Genomic DNA, 12,273 nt, shown 5'->3' on the forward strand with positions numbered 1-12,273 from the left:
CACCTTCGAATTTACCTGCGATAAACCTCCGCCCCCGCCCGTGGGGTCAGTCGGAGGCCTCTTCCTCCTCGTCATCGGAGTCCGTGAGCACCGGAGAACCGTGGTGGGACCAGAGCCGCCAGCCCTCCGGTGTGCGTCGGAACACATTCGTGGCGACCACCAGCTGGCCGACGAGCGGACCGAGTTCCCCGGCCTCCTCGGCGGGGCCCCCGCTGAGGATGTTCTCGGTGCAGGTGACCAGGGCGGTGTCGCCTATGAGGGTCACCTTGGTGTCGGTGAGGAAGAACTGGATGTACTCGGTGTGGGACATGATCAGCGCGTACGAGCGCAGCACCTCGCCCCGGCCGGAGAGCACCGGCCAGCCGGGGTGGACGCAGGAGATCTCGTCCTCGAGCCAGAGCGCCGACAGCGCGTCGAAGTCCCCCCGCTCCATGGCCTCGTAGAAGGCCGCGTTGACCTCTTCGACGGCTTCGATGTCGGTAAGGCTCACCGTGCCCCTTCCCTGTGCGTCCGGTCGGCCCGTTCGGTCCGGCGGGTCACAGAGCCCCTTCCACGGCGCGGGCCACCCGAACCGCGTCGGCGGTCGCCCGTACCTCGTGCACCCGGACGGCCCAGGCGCCCTGGTGGGCGGCGATGGCCGAGACGGCGGCCGTGGCGGCGTCCCGTTCACGGGCGGGCGGCGGGGCGGCGTCGGCGGCGCCGGCCAGGACCCGGCCGAGGAAACGCTTCCGCGAGGCGGCCACGAGGAGGGGGAAGCCGAGGGCGCGCAGTTCGGGGAGGCGGGCGACGAGCGCCAGGTCGTGCTCGGCGTTCTTGGCGAAGCCCAGGCCCGGGTCGACGACGATCCGCTCGGGGGCGATGCCGCCGGAGACGACGGCGTCGATGCGGGCGCGGAGCTCGGCGGTGACCTCGCCGAGGACGTCGTCGTAGACGGCGAGGCTGTTCATGTTGTCGCTGAACCCGCGCCAGTGCATGACGACGAAGGGCACGTCGCCGGCGGCGACGGCGGGGATCATGCGGGGGTCGGCGAGGCCGCCGCTGACGTCGTTGACGAGGCGGGCGCCGGCGGCGACGGCCTGTTCGGCGACGGTCGCGCGCATGGTGTCGACGGAGACGGCGACGCCTTCGGAGGCGAGGCCGCGGACGACGGGGACGACCCGGCGCAGCTCCTCCTCGGCGTCGACGCGGGTGGCGCCGGGCCGGGTGGACTCGCCGCCGACGTCCACGAGGTCGGCGCCCTGGGCGACGAGGTCGAGGCCGCGCTTGACGGCGGCGGTGGTGTCGAACCAGCGGCCGCCGTCGGAGAAGGAGTCGGGGGTGACGTTGACGACGCCCATGACCGCGCAGCGGTCCCAGTCGGGGAGCCCGGCCACCAGGCCCCGGGGTGCGGGCCCGCGGTTCGTGTTCATGGGGTCCAGGGTAGATCCCGGACGGCGGAACGCCCCCGGGCCCTGGTGGGCGCGGGGGCGTTCGGGGTGCCGGGGGGGGGTTACGCCGCCTGGACCTCGCGGTCCGCCTGGGCGGGGATCTCGGTGTGCGTGTGGGCGCAGGGGCGGGGCTGCTTCGGGCGCCGGCGGCTCTCGAAGAGGCGGGGGAGGGCCAGGGTGACGAAGCCCTCGGCCTGCATCACGGCGATGCCGATGCGGGGCAGGTCGCGGTGGTGGCGGTAGACCATGAAGCGCGGCTCCCAGCGGGGGCGGAACTTCTCGTTGAACTTGTACAGGGACTCGATCTGGAACCAGCGCGAGAGGAAGACGAGCAGGCTGCGCCAGGCGCGCAGGACCGGGCCGGCGCCGATCTTCTCGCCGCGGGCCAGGGCCGCGCGGAACATCGCGAAGTTCAGGGAGACCTTCTCGATGTTCAGCTCGGGGGCCTGCTGGAGCGAGGCGACGATCAGCAGCTCGTTCATGCCGGGGTCGGCGCCGCGGTCGCGGCGCATCATCTCCAGCGACATGCCGTCCTTGCCCCACGGCACGAAGTGCTGGATGGCCTTGAGGTCGCCGAAGGGGCTGCTGTCGCCCTCCTCCACGCGGTGCGCGGTGGCGATGATGCAGTCGCCGTCGCCCGGGTCGCCGATGCGGCCCAGGGCCATGGAGAAGCCGCGCTCGGTGTCGGTACCGCGCCAGGCCTCGGCGGCGCCGCGCACCTGGGACAGCTCGAACTCGTTCAGCTCGCTGACCCGGCGGACCTTGGTGGTGTAGCCGTTGCGCTCGATGCGCTTGACCATCTGGCGGACGTTGCGCATGGGGCGGCCGGCGAGGGAGAAGTCTTTGACGTCGACGATGGCCTCGTCGCCGAGCTCCAGGGCGTCCAGGCCCGTCTCGCGGGTCCAGACCTCGCCGCCGGTCTCGCTGCAGCCCACGACGGCGGGGGTCCAGGAGTGGGCCTTGGCCTCCTCCATGAACCGCTCGATGGCGCCGGGCCAGGCCTCGACGTCGCCGACGGGGTCGCCGGAGGCGAGCATCACGCCGGAGACGACGCGGTAGGTGACGGCGGCCTTGCCGCTGGGGGAGAAGACGACGGCCTTGTCGCGGCGCAGCGCGAAGTGGCCGAGGGAGTCGCGGCCGCCGTGCCTGGTGAGGAGCTCGCGCAGCTTGGCCTCGTCGTCCGCGGTGAGCTGCGCGGCCGGGTGCTCGGGGCGGAAGGCGAGGTAGATCGTGGTGACGGCGGTCAGCATGCCGAGGGCGCCGAGGGAGTAGCCGACGGTCCAGCTGACCCGTCCGGCGTAGTCGACCGGGCCCTCGAAGCCGAAGAGGCCGTAGACCACGTGGGTGATCTGCTCGTAGAGGCTGGGGTGGCCGACGACCTTGTTCGGGTGGACGTTGACGATGACCAGGCCCAGGCCGATGGAGCCGGCGCTCATCAGCACGAAGTTTGCGAGCGCCTTCCAGCGGCTGCGCGGGTCCGGCAGGGCCTTGAATTCACCCTGGTGGCGTACGAGCAGGGCGAGCAGCACCGCCGAGATGACCACGCTGATGATCGAGTGGCGGTAGATGAACTGGGCCACCGCACCGGCCGGCAGCAGGATGACGGCGGCCCTCCAGGCCCGCCGCTTGTTGCGCTTGAGCCCGTGCGCGAGCAGCAGGATCAGGACGCCCGCGCTGATGGAGAGGGCCGCGGCGAAGGGGCCCAGGGATCCGGGCAGCACCTCGGTGACCGCGTGGAACCGGCTGTGGCGGAATCGCGGGAAGACGCCCGCCGCGATGTCCAGAAGGCCGACGATCATGACGGCCGTACCTACGAGACCGGGCACCGACTCCGGCCTGGGTCCGCGGAAGATTCGCCGGACCTTACTCGGAACCTGTCCCGACTTATCGCCATCTATCCTGCTAGACATCGCTTCCCGTTGCTCCGCGAGAGATCATGTGGCCGAAGGCCGCGACAGCCTCCGGGGTGTGGTGCGTCCACTAGGACGACATCCAGGAGGAGCGGGTTCACTCTTCCGTCGGAAAAATCCGGTCCTGCCATCAGAAAGTCGACTGACTGCTCATGGGTCTCACCAGTAATGCCGTTCTGGTCCTGGCCATCATCGCGGGTGTAGCGCTGTTCGCGGTGACGGTCTGGCTCTGGCCGAAGCTCTCGGGCCGCACCTTCGGGTCGGTCCTCGGCCGGGTCGGCCTCCTGCTCGCGACCCAGCTGGCGCTGTTCTCGGCAGTCGGTCTCGCCGCCAACAAGTCGTTCCTCTTCTACGGTTCCTGGGCCGACCTGTTCGGTCAGCAGACGGCCATCGGCAAGGTCGTCGACCACTCGATGAGCAGCAAGGACATCAAGGTCCTCGACAAGCAGAAGCTGGACGTCCCCGGCGGAGCCCAGCCCCAGGTCGGTGGTCAGATACTGAAGGTCGCCATCACCGGGCAGAAGTCGAAGATAACGAGTCCCGGCTACGTCTGGCTCCCGCCGGAGTACTTCCAGCCGCAGCACAAGGACAAGAACTTCCCCGCCTCCATCGTCCTGACAGGCTACCCGGGTACGGCGGAGAACCTGATCAAAGGGCTGAACTACCCCATGACGGCCTTCAAGCAGGCCAAGCAGGGCAAGATGAAGCCGATGATCCTGGTCATGCTGCGCCCGACCATCGCGCCGCCGCGCGACACCGAGTGCGTGGACATACCGGGCGGCCCGCAGACGGAGACCTTCTTCGCGCAGGACCTGCCGCAGGCCATCCAGGGCACGTTCCGGGTCGGCAAGAAGCCGCAGAACATGGGCTTCATCGGCAACTCCACGGGCGGCTACTGCGCCCTGAAGATCGCCGCGCACCACCCGCAGGTCTTCGGCGCCGCCGCGGGCCTGTCGGCGTACTACAAGGCGGCGGACGACCCGACGACCGGTGACCTCTTCCACGGCGACGAGAAGCTGAAGAAGGCCGCGGACGTGCTGTGGAGCGTGGAGAACAAGAAGCCGACCGGTACCTCCTTCCTCGTGACCACGAGCGAGAAGGGCGAGGACAACCTGAACGACACCAAGAAGTTCATCAAGCTGGTCAAGGGTCCGGACCGGGTCTCCTCGATCATCCTCGACAGCGGCGGCCACAACTTCAACACCTGGCGCCGGGAGATCCCGCCGATGCTGGTGTGGATGAGCAGCCGCATGCAGGCCTGAGGCCGGGAGCAGTACCGGGCGGATCCCGCCCGCGCGTTCATCGGGGCCCGACGTCCGTCGGGCCCTTCGTCATGCCGCGGGCGGCTCAGTCATGCCGCGGGCGGCTCGGCCCGGCGCAGGGCCCGGTGGACGCCCTCGGGGGTCAGGACGCCGACCAGCGCGCCGGAGGCCGGGTCCGTGACCCCGACGCGGCCCGCGTCCTGCTGGAGCAGGGCCGCCAGGGCCTCCCGCAGCGAGGCCCCCAGCGCCACCGAGGCGGCCGGCGCCTCCCCGTCCAGGACCGCCGTGAGGTCGGCCTCCCCGACCGGGGTGACCGCGAGCCGCTTGAGGCCCCGGTCGGCGCCGACGAAGGAGGCCACGTAGTCGGTGGCCGGCGCGCCGAGGACGGCCGCCGGGCGGGCGAACTGCTCGATGGTGCCCTCCCCGTAGACCGCGATCCGGTCGCCGAGCCGGACGGCCTCCTCCAGGTCGTGCGTGACCAGCAGGATCGTCTTGCGGACGGTCCGCTGCAGGGCGAGGAACTCGTTCTGCAGTCGCTCGCGCACCACCGGGTCCACCGCGCCGAACGGCTCGTCCATCAGCAGCACCGGCGGGTCCGCCGCGAGGGCCCGGGCGACCCCCACGCGCTGGCGCTGCCCGCCCGACAACTGCTCGGGGTAGCGGTCCGCGAACACGGCCGGATCAAGTCCCACGAGTTCCAGGAGCTCGGCCGCCCGGGCGCGGGCCTTCGCCTTCGGGGTGCCGGTCAGCTGCGGCACGGTCGCCGTGTTCTCCAGCACCGTCTTGTGCGGGAAGAGGCCGACCTGCTGGATGACGTAGCCGATGCGGCGGCGCAGCTCGACCGGGTCGGCGGCGGAGATGTCCTCGCCGTTCAGCAGGATCCGGCCCGAGGTGGGCTCGATGAGCCGGTTGACCATCTTCATCGTGGTCGTCTTGCCGCAGCCGGACGGGCCCACCAGCGTGACCAGCTCGCCCTCCTGGACCTCGAAGGACAGGTCCGCGACGGCCGTCGTCCCGTCGGGGTACCGCTTGGTCACATGCTCGAATCGGATCACCCCGCCATCCTCCCCCACCGGTGTGCGCGGATGGGCGAAGGCTTTGTAAGGGGAGTGTTGCACGTGTGCGAATGATTCCGGCCAGAGAGGGCACCGGGGGTTATGGTCGCACTGGCCGGGTCTTCGGGTACGCGTGTGCGAGCAGGGAATGGGGTGAGCGGTGTGGCGGTGTCGAACTGCCTGGTGGCGAACGACTGGATCTGCTGGGACTACGTCACCTCCCGCGCCCCGGAACTCACCGACGCCACCCTTGAGCACGTCTGGATCACGGCGGTCTCGGTGCTCATCGGCGTCGCCGTGGCCGTCCCCCTGGCGCTGCTGGCCCGCCGCGGCCGCCGCTGGGCGGCCCCCGTCCTCGGTCTGACCACCCTGCTCTACACGATCCCCTCCCTCGCCATGTTCTCCCTGCTGCTGCCCTTCTTCGGGCTCTCGGCGGCGCTCGTGGTGACCGGTCTGGTGCTGTACTCGCTGACCATCCTGGTCCGCAACGTGCTGGCCGGCCTGGAAGCCGTCCCGGAGGAGGTGCGGGAGGCCGCGCGCGGCATGGGCTACGGCCCGGTCCGGCTGCTGTGGCAGGTCGAACTGCCGCTGGCGCTGCCCGCGCTGCTCGCCGGGGTGCGGATCGCGACCGTCTCCACCGTGGCGCTGACCACCGTCGGCTCGATCGTCGGCAAGGGCGGCCTGGGCAACCTGATCGCCCCGGCCGTGAGCAGCTCCTTCAAGGCGCAGGTGCTCACCGCCTCCGTGCTGTGCGTCCTGCTCGCCCTGGCCGCCGACCTGCTGCTGCTCGGGCTCCAGCGGCTGCTCACGCCCTGGACCCGGGCCGGCCGCCCGGCCCGGACGAAGGGGGTCTGAGCCGGTGGGAGTCCTGGGCGCGACCGTCGACTGGCTGGCCGACGGCGCCAACTGGTCGGGCGAGAGCGGTGTCTGGCACCGGCTCGCCGAACACCTCCTGGTCAGCGGGATCGCCCTGGGCGTCGCCTGCGCCGTCGCCCTGCCCGTGGGGCTGTGGCTCGGGCACGTCGGCCGGGGCGGGGCGCTCGCCGTGAACCTCTCCAACGTGGGCCGGGCCGTGCCCGTGTTCGCCGTGCTGGCCCTGTTCATGGTCTCGCCGCTGCGCACCGCCGGCTACCTGCCGACCGTCGTCGCCCTGGTGCTGTTCGCCGTGCCGCCGCTGCTGACCAACGCGTACGTCGGCGTGCGCGAGGTGGACCGCTCGGTGGTCGAGGCGGCCCGGGGCATGGGCATGTCCGGCCGGCAGCTGTTCTGGCGGGTGGAACTGCCGCTGGCCCGGGGGCTGGTGATGACCGGGCTGCGGTCGGGCGCCGTGCAGGTCATCGCCACCGCCACGATCGCCGCGATGGTCGGCCAGGGCGGCCTGGGCCGGATCATCACCGCCGGCTTCAACACGTACGACACCCCGCAGGTGGTGGCGGGCGCCCTGCTGGTCGCGCTGCTGGCCCTGCTGGTGGAGGGGCTGCTGGTGGCGGCGGACCGGCTGCTGCTGCGCCGCGGCCGCCCGGCGCCGCGGTGAGCCCCCACCCCCTTTCCGCAGCTTCCCCCTGATCTCCACATCTCCAAGGAGCATGATGAGCAAGTCCACGCGCATCCTCGGCGCGACCCTGGGCGCGGTGGCCCTGACCGTTTCGCTCGCCGCCTGCGGGGGCGACAGCCTGGAGAAGAGCAAGGACGGCGGCTCCTCCGCCGCCGCCCCGTCCGGCGGCGGCAAGGGGAAGCTGGTGATCGGCGCGGCCGGGTTCACCGAGTCCAACGTCCTGGCCGAGCTCTACGCCCAGCTCCTGGGGAAGGCGGGCTACGGCACCTCCATCACCACGGTCGCCAACCGCGAGCTGTACGAACCCTCCCTGGAGAAGGGGGAGATCGACGTGGTCCCGGAGTACGCGGCCACGCTCGCCGAGTTCCTGAACGCCAAGGTCAACGGCAAGGACGCGCCCAAGGACAAGCCGGTGGCGTCCAGCGACGCGAAGGCCACGGTGGCGGCGCTGGACAAGCTCGCGGTCCCGCTCGGCATCAAGCCCCTGGAGGCCGGCGAGGCCGTCGACCAGAACGCCTTCGCCGTGAGCCGGGAATTCGCCCAGAAGAACAATCTCAAGACGCTTTCCGATCTTGGGAAGTCGGGGCTGAAGGTGAAGATCGCGGCCGGGGACGAATGCTCCGTGCGCCCCTTCTGCGCCCCCGGGTTGGAGAAGACGTACGGAATCCAGGTTTCCGGTGTCGACCCCAAGGGCGTCGGTACCCCGCAGGCCAAGCAGGCCGTCAAGGACGGGGTGGACCAGCTCGTGCTGACCACGACCACCGACGCCACCCTGGACGGCTACGGCCTGGTCCTGCTGGAGGACGACAAGAAGCTCCAGAACGCCGACAACGTCCTGCCGGTGGTCAACATCAAGCGCGCCGGCTCCCCCGAGGTGGCGATGGCGCTGGCCGACCTCACCAAGGTGCTGACCACCGCCGACCTCGTCGAACTCAACCGCAAGGTGGACGCGGAGCGGGCGAAGCCGGCGGACGTCGCGAAGGCCTACCTGGAGTCCAAGGGACTCCTGACGAAGTAGCAGTTACGGGATCGATGGCGAATTGTGCGGTATCCGCCCGGCAGAGATTGCCGGGCGGGTACCCCAAGCGGGGCCCACGCCCTGTAAATTTCAGGCCATGCCCCGTGGACGTCACCGCAATCCCGAGCCCCTGCACCGACTTCTCACGCCGACGGCCGTCGGCGGGGTTTCCGTCGCCAGCGCCGGTGCGGCCTGGCTGCTCGCGGAACCCCTCGCGTTGCGCCTGCTCGTGGCCCTCACGGCGGCCGCGGGCGCCGGCGGCGCCGTCCTGATGCGCTCCTGGGACCGGGCGGCCGGCCGCCGGGTCGCGGAGCTGGCCCGCGAGCGGGTCAAGGACGAGTGGAAGACGGACGAGCGGATAGCCGAGCTCGAATCCGACCTCGAGGAAGCGCGCGTGCTGCGCGCCAAGCTGGACGCGAAGCTGCGGGCCAAGCGGGTCGAACTCGCGGGCCTGCGCGGGGAGCACGCGGCGCTGTTGCGCCGCTACGCCACCGCCGAGACCGAGCGGGCCGGCGCGCTGGAGAAGCGGCGGCTGCTGGCGCTGGAGAACGCGGGCAGCCCGAAGGAGCTCCCGGCGGTGTCGCAGGAGCGGACCGGCAGCGGGGCGCCGACCGCGGTGGGCTACGCCCGGGCCAACGCGGCGATGGCCGCGCTGCTGCGGAAGTCCGAGGCGCGGGCGGCCGCCGAGGCGGCGGCCGCGGCCCCGAAGGCGACGGCCGCGAAGGCGACGGCCCCGAAGGAGCTGGCCCCGGCGGCCGGTTCCGAGGCCCCCGTTCCCGTTCCCGTCCCGGCGCGGCGCCCGGCGGCGCCGGTGGCCCCCTACGCGGCCCAGCGGCGGACGACCTCGCGGGTCGAGGGGGGTTTCGACTTCTTCGGTACGAAGAACGCCGCGCAGGCGCGGGCCGCGATCGAGTCCGTGCAGCACGAGGACCTCGCGGACGTGGTCGGGGCGGAGGCGCTGGCCGCGCACGAGGCGGAGGCCGCGGACGGCGAGGCCGGGCCGCAGCCGGAGAAGGCGGAGGACGCCACCGGCCAGGTGATCGACCTGACGGCCCACGACGAGACCGAGCCCATCGAGGTGGTCCGCCTCCGTACGGCCATCTCCTAGGGCCTGTCCGGCCATGATCCGCCGGACAAGCCCTAGCCGGCCCCGCCCCCGTCAGGGGGTGTACGAACCCACCAGGCGGGCGAGGTGGCGGCCCGCCAGGAGCAGGGGGGTGCGGGAGCGGGTGACCTGGGAGGTCATCTCCGCGCCCTCCAGGGTGGCGATGACGGTGACCGCCAGGTCGCGGGCGTCCTCTTCCGGGATGCCGGAGGCCAGCAGCTTCGCCGCCACCAGTTCCTGCCAGTGCCCGAAGGAGCGCGCGCAGGCCTCCTGGAGCTCGGGCAGCCGGCCGACCGACTCCAGGGCGGTGGCCGTGACCGGGCAGCCGTCGCGCCAGTCCGAGGCCGCGAGGGCGTCCGCCAGTACCCCGGCCGTCGCCTCGACCGCGCGGGCCGCGTCCGGGTCGGAGTCCAGCGCCGCGCGCAGCATGTCCGCGAACTCCCCGTCGCCGTAGCCGATCGCGGCGACGGCGAGCTCCTGCTTGCCGCCCGGGAAGAAGTGGTAGAGCGAGCCCAAGGTGGCCTCCGCCTCGCGCACGAGCTGCTTGACCGGGGTGCTCTCGTAGCCGCCGTGCTGCATCAGGCGTGAGGCGGTGCGGACCAGGCGGTCGCGCGTGCCCTCTTCCGCCTCCTGCTTCCGCTGCCGCCGCTTCGTCGTGTCCGCCGCTGTCGCTGCCATGCGGGGAGTCTACCCCGGGGATTGGATAGAGCGCTCGTTCTAGTCCCGTGCTACGGTCGTCCCGATCGCTGGATAGAGCGTTCGTTCCAGAACTGTTCCAGAGCTGTTCCAGAGCTACTTCGTGGGGAGAACTCCGTCATGAACCAGGTTTCGATCATCGGTCTCGGTCCCATGGGCCAGGCCATGGCCTCCGCCTACCTCGACGCCGGCTACGCCGTCACCGTCTGGAACCGCAGCCCCGGCAAGGACGCCGCCCTGCTGGCCCGTGGCGCACGGCGCGCCGCCACCGCCGCCGAGGCCGTCGCCGCGAGCCGGCTGAGCGTCGTCAGCCTCATCGACGTGGACGCCGCGTACACCGCGCTCGGCGACGCCGACCTCGGCGGCCGGGTGCTGGCCAACCTCTCCTCCGACGTACCGGAGAAGGCGCGGGCCGCCGCCGGGTGGGCCCGGGAGCGCGGGGCCTCGTACCTCACCGGCGGGGTCAACGTCCCGCCGGCCGGCATCGGCCAGGAGGGTTCCTCGATCTTCGTCAGCGGCCCCGAGGAGGTGTACGAGGAGCAGCGCGCCGCCCTCGACGTGCTCGGCGCCACCGACTACCGGGGGGCCGACCCCGGCCACGCGCAGCTGTACTACCAGCTCAACATGATCATGTTCTGGACCGCGTACACCGGCTGGTACCAGGCCGTCGCCGTCGCCCGCGCCAACGGCCTGACGGCGGCCGACATCCTCCCCTACGCCGGCTACACGGCCGACAGCATGCGCGCCTTCTACGAGGGCGCCACCCCGCTCGCCGACGCGGACGACCACGACGGCGCCGCCGCCCGGCTCGCGATGTGCGCGGCGAGCCTGGAGCACGTCCTGCACACGGCCGCCGACGCCGGCGTCGACACCGGGATCCTCGCCGCCCACGCCGAGCTGTACCGGCGCGGGGTCGACGCGGGCTTCGGCGCCGACGGCACCACCCGCCTCCTCGGCCTGCTGGGCGCGCCCCAGGCGGTGTCCGCGGCAGCCTAGGAGGCCGGGGCGTTCAGAACAGCGGGAGCTGGCCCGGGTGCGGGCCCAGGGTGAAGCCGTCCAGGGTCGGGGCGGAGGCGCCCAGTACGACGCGCGCCCGGGAGCCGGGGCAGGACACCAGCCCTGCGCGGCGGCCCGCCGGAGGGTCGTGCCGGGCGATCCGGCCGGCCGTCACCGCGCAGTCGCGGCCGCAGGACGGGCAGGCCCGTCGGGGGGAAGCGGACATGCCCCCAGTCTGCCCTGCCCCACCGACATCCACCCCGCCGGCCCGTCGGCCCGCCCCCTCAGCCGGCGGGCGCCGCCGCGGCCGCCGCCTGGGCCGCCCGCCACGCCTCGTGCGCCCGGGTCACCCGCTCCCACAGGGCGGCGCGGTCCTCCGGGGTGACGTCGTCCAGGGCCCGGCCGAACACCTCCGTGACGGCCCCGTAGAACTCCTCGGCGCCGGTGAGCTCCCGGACGGTGCGCGCACCGTCCACCGCGGTGTGGATCAGCATCCGGCCGTGCAGCCTGTCGATGCCCCGCCCGCTGCGCCGGAGCATCACGAACGACTGCCGGAACGGAGACCCCTCGGCGGTGGACAGCCACCGGTGGGCGGGCTCGAAGTCGGCCATGGCGGCCGGCGCCGCGCGGAAGTTCATGCGCGGCGTCGGCACCCCGTCCCGGCGCAGGCTCCAGCCCTCGCCCTCGTCCTCGCCCTCACCCTCGCCCCAGGTCACGGACGCCGGTTCGAGCCGGTACGCGAAGCCCTGCTCGTACGCGCCCCCGCGCAGCGGCAGGGGCTCGTACGGGCCGTCGCCCATGCCGACGTCCACGAAGAGCTCCCGTCCCCCCACCCGGACGGTCAGGGCGAGGTGGTCGCCGCCCGCCCCCCGGGCCTCCGGATCGGCGTGCATGCCGCCGAGGTGGCGCGTCACCTCGTACCCGAGCCCCTCCAGCAGCGCGGCGAAAGCCCCGTTGAGGTGGAAGCAGTACCCGCCGTGCCCGGCGGCGATCCGGCGCACGGACAGCGCCGGGTCGATGCCCGGCGGCCGCCCGAGCTGGATGTCGAGGTTCTCGAACGGCACGCGCTCGACGTGCGCGCGGGCGAGGGCGTACAGCCCCTCCACGGAGGGGGAGCCGGGATCGGCGACGCCGAGCCTGCGGAGGTAGCCGGCCAGGTCGTCGCGGGTGACTGTGGTCATGGGGGCGACGGTAGGGCGCCGGCGCCCGCGCCCGGAGGTGGTCGGCCGCCGACTGTCAGGTCCGGGCC

13 protein-coding genes are annotated in these 12,273 nt (G+C 72.5%); 6 read left to right on the top strand and 7 right to left on the bottom strand.

What is annotated here, in order from left to right:
* Window positions 1-46: 46 nt before the first annotated feature.
* The 3 genes from ACFY0O_RS05905 to ACFY0O_RS05915 form a co-directional block, all read right to left on the bottom strand.
* Window positions 47-490: a nuclear transport factor 2 family protein gene (locus tag ACFY0O_RS05905; protein WP_079428079.1), complete on the bottom strand. Its 444-nt coding sequence runs from the start codon at window positions 488-490 to the stop codon at window positions 47-49.
* Window positions 491-536: 46 nt separating this feature from the next.
* A complete protein-coding gene (gene folP, locus ACFY0O_RS05910; protein ID WP_358895923.1) occupies window positions 537-1,409 on the bottom strand; it encodes a dihydropteroate synthase in 873 nt (290 codons plus the stop codon).
* 80 nt (window positions 1,410-1,489) lie between these two features.
* Window positions 1,490-3,337: a phosphatidylglycerol lysyltransferase domain-containing protein gene (locus tag ACFY0O_RS05915; RefSeq protein WP_388943263.1), complete on the bottom strand. Its 1,848-nt coding sequence runs from the start codon at window positions 3,335-3,337 to the stop codon at window positions 1,490-1,492.
* A 152-nt stretch (window positions 3,338-3,489) separates the two neighbouring features.
* On the opposite strand from ACFY0O_RS05915, the gene ACFY0O_RS05920 reads away from it, so the two are divergent.
* Complete coding sequence (locus tag ACFY0O_RS05920) at window positions 3,490-4,599, top strand: alpha/beta hydrolase (RefSeq protein ID WP_388943266.1); 1,110 nt, start codon at window positions 3,490-3,492, stop codon at window positions 4,597-4,599.
* A gap of 89 nt (window positions 4,600-4,688) precedes the next feature.
* Here the strand turns inward: ACFY0O_RS05920 and ACFY0O_RS05925 are convergent, their stop codons facing one another.
* Window positions 4,689-5,654 (bottom strand): ABC transporter ATP-binding protein, encoded by a 966-nt coding sequence (locus ACFY0O_RS05925; protein WP_388943269.1) that lies wholly within the window; start codon window positions 5,652-5,654, stop codon window positions 4,689-4,691.
* Window positions 5,655-5,816: 162 nt separating this feature from the next.
* Here ACFY0O_RS05925 and ACFY0O_RS05930 point away from each other — a divergent pair, with 162 nt between their 5' ends.
* The 4 genes from ACFY0O_RS05930 (at window position 5,817) to ACFY0O_RS05945 (ending at window position 9,335) form a co-directional block, all read left to right on the top strand.
* Complete coding sequence (locus tag ACFY0O_RS05930; protein ID WP_388943480.1) at window positions 5,817-6,509, top strand: ABC transporter permease; 693 nt, start codon at window positions 5,817-5,819, stop codon at window positions 6,507-6,509.
* A gap of 4 nt (window positions 6,510-6,513) precedes the next feature.
* Window positions 6,514-7,188 carry an ABC transporter permease gene (locus tag ACFY0O_RS05935; protein WP_358895927.1) on the top strand — a complete coding sequence of 225 codons (675 nt, stop codon included), beginning with the start codon at window positions 6,514-6,516 and terminating at the stop codon, window positions 7,186-7,188.
* 55 nt (window positions 7,189-7,243) lie between these two features.
* Window positions 7,244-8,227, top strand: a complete 984-nt coding sequence (locus ACFY0O_RS05940) for an ABC transporter substrate-binding protein (protein ID WP_388943272.1) — start codon at window positions 7,244-7,246, stop codon at window positions 8,225-8,227.
* Between the two features lie 97 nt (window positions 8,228-8,324).
* A complete protein-coding gene (locus ACFY0O_RS05945; RefSeq protein WP_388943274.1) occupies window positions 8,325-9,335 on the top strand; it encodes a hypothetical protein in 1,011 nt (336 codons plus the stop codon).
* Between the two features lie 51 nt (window positions 9,336-9,386).
* Here the strand turns inward: ACFY0O_RS05945 and ACFY0O_RS05950 are convergent, their stop codons facing one another.
* A complete protein-coding gene (locus tag ACFY0O_RS05950) occupies window positions 9,387-10,010 on the bottom strand; it encodes a TetR/AcrR family transcriptional regulator (protein ID WP_388943276.1) in 624 nt (207 codons plus the stop codon).
* Window positions 10,011-10,148: 138 nt separating this feature from the next.
* On the opposite strand from ACFY0O_RS05950, the gene ACFY0O_RS05955 reads away from it, so the two are divergent.
* Window positions 10,149-11,024 carry an NAD(P)-dependent oxidoreductase gene (locus tag ACFY0O_RS05955; RefSeq protein ID WP_388943280.1) on the top strand — a complete coding sequence of 292 codons (876 nt, stop codon included), beginning with the start codon at window positions 10,149-10,151 and terminating at the stop codon, window positions 11,022-11,024.
* A 13-nt stretch (window positions 11,025-11,037) separates the two neighbouring features.
* On the opposite strand, the gene ACFY0O_RS05960 is transcribed toward ACFY0O_RS05955, so the two are convergent.
* Complete coding sequence (locus tag ACFY0O_RS05960; RefSeq protein ID WP_344169714.1) at window positions 11,038-11,250, bottom strand: hypothetical protein; 213 nt, start codon at window positions 11,248-11,250, stop codon at window positions 11,038-11,040.
* Between the two features lie 58 nt (window positions 11,251-11,308).
* Window positions 11,309-12,205 (bottom strand): arylamine N-acetyltransferase, encoded by an 897-nt coding sequence (locus tag ACFY0O_RS05965; protein WP_388943283.1) that lies wholly within the window; start codon window positions 12,203-12,205, stop codon window positions 11,309-11,311.
* Window positions 12,206-12,273 lie beyond the last annotated feature (68 nt).

It is taken from the genome of Streptomyces sp. NPDC001594 (genome assembly GCF_042893675.1).
GTDB lineage: Bacteria > Actinomycetota > Actinomycetes > Streptomycetales > Streptomycetaceae > Streptomyces.